General features: G+C 70.9%; 4 protein-coding genes. 1 reads left to right on the top strand and 3 read right to left on the bottom strand.

All coding sequences use genetic code 11. The features are described from left to right. Positions 1-20: 20 nt before the first annotated feature. Positions 21-1,181, bottom strand: a complete 1,161-nt coding sequence (gene hppD / locus KBY19_RS35665; RefSeq protein WP_210967501.1) for a 4-hydroxyphenylpyruvate dioxygenase — start codon at positions 1,179-1,181, stop codon at positions 21-23. Positions 1,182-1,331: 150 nt separating this feature from the next. Between hppD and KBY19_RS35660 the strand changes: the two genes are divergently transcribed. Beyond that, positions 1,332-1,814: an Lrp/AsnC family transcriptional regulator gene (locus KBY19_RS35660; RefSeq protein ID WP_099881330.1), complete on the top strand. Its 483-nt coding sequence runs from the start codon at positions 1,332-1,334 to the stop codon at positions 1,812-1,814. Positions 1,815-1,840: 26 nt separating this feature from the next. Here the strand turns inward: KBY19_RS35660 and KBY19_RS35655 are convergent, their stop codons facing one another. Beyond that, positions 1,841-2,665: a S16 family serine protease gene (locus KBY19_RS35655; RefSeq protein WP_210967500.1), complete on the bottom strand. Its 825-nt coding sequence runs from the start codon at positions 2,663-2,665 to the stop codon at positions 1,841-1,843. 87 nt (positions 2,666-2,752) lie between these two features. Then, positions 2,753-3,397 (bottom strand): IclR family transcriptional regulator, encoded by a 645-nt coding sequence (locus KBY19_RS35650; RefSeq protein ID WP_099881334.1) that lies wholly within the window; start codon positions 3,395-3,397, stop codon positions 2,753-2,755. Positions 3,398-3,400 lie beyond the last annotated feature (3 nt).

Below are 3,400 nucleotides of genomic sequence, written 5' to 3'. Positions count from 1 at the left end.
CTCATGGGGGGGCGGGGAGATTACAGGTTGCCGCGTAGGGCCTGTTCGCGTTCGATGGCTTCGAAAAGGGCTTTGAAGTTGCCCTTGCCGAACCCCATCGACCCGTGCCGCTCGATGAGTTCGAAGAAGACGGTCGGCCGGTCCTGCACCGGCTTGGTGAAGATCTGCAGCAGATAGCCGTCCTCGTCGCGGTCGACGAGGATCTTCAGCTCGCGCAGGGTCTCCACGGGCACGCGGGTCTCGCCCGCCCACTCCCCCAGTGTGTCGTAGTAGGTGTCGGGGGTGTCCAGGAACCGGACGCCGGCGGCGCGCATGCTCCGCACCGTGGAGACGATGTCGTTGGTGGCCAGTGCGATGTGCTGGACGCCTGCGCCGCCGTAGAACTCCAGGTACTCGTCGATCTGGGACTTCTTCTGCGCGACGGCGGGTTCGTTGATGGGGAACTTGACCTTGAGTGTGCCGTCGGCGACGACCTTCGACATCAGGGCGGAGTATTCGGTGGCGATGTCGTCGCCGACGAACTCCTTCATGTTGGTGAAGCCCATGACCTTGTTGTAGAAGGCGACCCATTCGTTCATGCGGCCGAGTTCGACGTTGCCGACGCAGTGGTCGACGGCCTGGAAGAAGCGCCGTTCGGGGGGTTCGACGATCGGGTCCATGGCGACGTAGCCGGGCAGGTAGGGGCCGTCGTAGCCGGAGCGCTCGACGAGGGTGTGGCGGGTCTCGCCGTAGGTGGCGATGGCGGCGCGCACGATCGTGCCGTGCTCGTCCTTGGTCTCGTAGGGCTCCTCGAGGCCGCGTGCGCCGTGTTCGACGGCGTAGGCGTAGGCCGCGCGGGCGTCCGGGACCTCGATGGCCAGGTCGATGACGCCGTCTCCGTGGGAGGCGACGTGGTCGGCCAGGAAGCGGCCCCAGTCGGTGGTGGGGCGGATGACGGAGGTGAACACGAATCGGGCGGAGCCGGATTCCAGTACGTAGCTGGCCGTCTCGCGGCTGCCGTTCTCCGGGCCGGCGTAGGCCACGGCCCGCATTCCGAAGGCCGTGGAGTAGTAGTGGGCTGCCTGCTTCGCGTTGCCGACGGCGAAGACGACCGCGTCCATCCCCTTGACCGGGAAGGGGTCTGCCTGCCGTGCGGTCTGCGGGGTTGCCGCGTGGACGTTCGTTTCGGATGCAGCAGTCATGGCGGCAGCGTCTCGCCGGTCCACAAGGTGCGCAATAGTTTGCGTTTTCACTGGGCAGTTTGTTCAGTGGAACACGGGAGGCAGCGGACGATGTGTGCAATCTGTGCAGCTGCTGCTCGCCCTACGCCTTCACTCACGGAGAGGCAAGTCATGGGCATTGACCGGCTGGACGGACGGCTGCTCGAACTGCTCGCCGAGGAGCCGCGGATCGGGGTGCTGGAGCTGTCCCGGCGGCTGGGAGTCGCCCGCGGGACAGCGCAGGCGCGGCTGGACCGGCTCACCTCCGGCGGGGTCATCCGGGGCTTCGGCCCGCAGGTGGACCCGGCGGCGCTCGGCTACCCGGTGACCGCGTTCGCGACGCTGGAGATCAAGCAGGGCCAGGGCCCGGACGTACGGGCTCATCTGACGACGGTGCCCGAGGTGCTGGAGCTGCATACGACGACGGGGAGCGGCGACATGCTCTGCCGGCTGGTGGCCCGCTCGAACGCGGATCTCCAGCGGGTGATCGACCGGGTGGTCGGCATGGAGGGCATCGTCCGCGCCTCCACGGCCATCGTCATGGAGAACCCGGTGCCGCTGCGCATCGTGCCGCTGGTGCGACAGGCCGCGCAGGACAGCGGGGCCGCCGGGTGAGCGGGGGGGACGGAATCGCCCCCGGTTCAGCAGCTGGGGACCTTGCCGTCCGTGCGGATCTCCTTCAGCGCGTCCAGTGCGCCCTGGAGCGAGCCGACCGGCACCAGCCGCAGCCCGGAGGGGAGTTGCGCCTGCGCCTCGCCGCACTGCGCCTTGGGCAGGAGGAAGTAGGTGGCGCCGTCGCGCCGGGCCGCCTGTGTCTTGAGCGGGACGCCGCCGACGGCCCCCACCTTGCCGTTCGCGTCGATGGTGCCGGTCCCGGCGACGGTGCGGCCGCCGGTCAGCCCGTGTCCGGCGCCGTCCCCGTCGAGCTTGTCGACGATGCCGAGTGCGAAGAACAGCCCGGCACTCGGGCCGCCGACGTCCCCCAGACGCAGCCGTACCCGCACCTTCTCCGGCGAGCGGTGCAGCTGGCGCAGGGCCGCGGTGACGGCCTTGTGCTGGGAGTCCTCCATCTCCTCGGAGATGCGCTCCTCGGCGTCCTCGGTGTCCCCGCCGCCCGGGTAGACGGCCTCGCGCGGCATCGCGGCCCGGTCCTCACGGAACCAGGCGCGCACCACGTCGGGCAGCCGCACGGTGGCTTCCGGGCGGGTCGCGGCGATGGTGACGGTCAGCAGTCGCCCCTTGTCCGCGCCCTGCATCTTGGCGCCCTCGATCGCGATGACGGGCTTGCCGTCGGTCCGGCCGAGCACATTGGCGGTCTCACCGGGCTGGGCGAGCGAGTACGGCAGCGGGGCGAGCAGCGCCACGACGAACAGCAGGACGACGGGCAGCGCGCAGAGCGCGAGCGTGCGGCGGCGGGTACGGCGCGGGCCGTCGGTTCCCGGGGCGCGGGTGCTGGATGCGGACACCCCCGCAATCTATCGAGCGGTCCACGCGGCCGTACGGACACCCCGTCCCGCCGGGGCCCGTACGGCCGCGTACCGCGGTGCGGTCGGTCACCGCAGCGCGTCGGCGACCTCGTTGGCGGCGCGGACCACGCGGTGGCCGACCTGTTCGGGCACCGTCTCGGACAGCATCACCACGCCCACGCTGCCCTCGATCCCGCTCACGCCGAGCACCGGCGCGGCGGCGCCGCTGGCACCCGCCTCCAGTTCGCCGTGGGTGAGGACGAATCCCGCCCCGCGTTCGCTGTCGGGTCTGCGACCGGCGAGTATCGCCCGGCCCGCGGCCCCCCGGTCGAGGGGATGGCGGAAGCCCGTACGGTAGGCGACGTGGTAGTCCGTCCAGCTCGGTTCGACCACCGCCACGGCCAGCGCCTCGGTGCCGTCGACGAGGGTGAGGTGCGCGGTGGCGCCCACGTCCTCGGCCAGCGAGCGCAGCGCGGGCAGCGCCGCCTCCCGTACCAGGGGGTGGACCTGGCGTCCCAGGCGCAGCACACCGAGCCCGACCCGGGCGCGTCCGCCGAGGTCGCGGCGGACGAGGGCGTGCTGCTCCAGAGTGGCCAGCAACCGGTAGACCACGGTCCGGTTGACGCCGAGCTTGTTGGACAGCTCGGTGACGGTGAGGCCGTGGTCGGTGTCGGCCAGTAATTTGAGGACTCGCAGCCCTCGGTCGAGCGTCTGAGAGGTCTCCGCGGTCACGAC

The sequence above is a fragment of the Streptomyces sp. B15 genome, assembly GCF_018070605.1.
Taxonomy (GTDB): domain Bacteria; phylum Actinomycetota; class Actinomycetes; order Streptomycetales; family Streptomycetaceae; genus Streptomyces; species Streptomyces smyrnaeus.
The sequence above is the reverse complement of the archived record's forward strand: the minus strand, read 5'-3'. Positions and strand labels throughout refer to the sequence as shown.

Coding starts and splice junctions, on each gene's coding strand:
- hppD (WP_210967501.1), bottom strand. CDS start 1,181: ATGACTGCTGCATCCGAAACGAACGTCCACGCGGCAACCCCGCAGACC.
- KBY19_RS35660 (WP_099881330.1), top strand. CDS start 1,332: ATGGGCATTGACCGGCTGGACGGACGGCTGCTCGAACTGCTCGCCGAG.